Below are 342 nucleotides of genomic sequence, written 5' to 3'. Positions count from 1 at the left end.
ACCGAGAGGGTCGCGGTCAGGGCGGTGCCGCCCGAGCGCTGGAAGTCATCGCTCAGGGTCAGGCCGGTGAGCGTGGTGTTGCCGGAGTTCTCGGCAGTGATGGTGTAGGTCAGGGTGTCGCCAAGGCTGACCACGCCGTCACTGTCCGCGTCGGTGTGGGCGACGGCCTTAGTGACGGTCAGCGCGGGGGCGCGGGTTAGGGTGGTTTCCGTGGCCGCATCGCCGGTGCCGGTGGCGCTGGAAATATCGGTGACATCGCCGGTGCCCGAGGGGCTGCTGGCGGTGACCGTGGCGAGGTTGCTGACGGTGCCTGCGTCAACGTCATCCTGGGTCAGGGTGTAA

Annotated in this window: 1 protein-coding gene; it reads right to left on the bottom strand. The window is 68.1% G+C overall.

Annotated elements, in window-relative coordinates; translation table 11 throughout:
- A partial coding sequence (locus HJ536_RS20720; RefSeq protein ID WP_177159285.1) for a DUF7507 domain-containing protein occupies positions 1 to 342 on the bottom strand: 342 nt, incomplete at both ends.

Origin of the sequence: Donghicola mangrovi (genome assembly GCF_013377535.1) — a bacterium.
In the GTDB taxonomy this organism is placed as follows: Bacteria; Pseudomonadota; Alphaproteobacteria; order Rhodobacterales; family Rhodobacteraceae; genus Donghicola; species Donghicola mangrovi.
The sequence above is the reverse complement of the archived record's forward strand: the minus strand, read 5'-3'. Positions and strand labels throughout refer to the sequence as shown.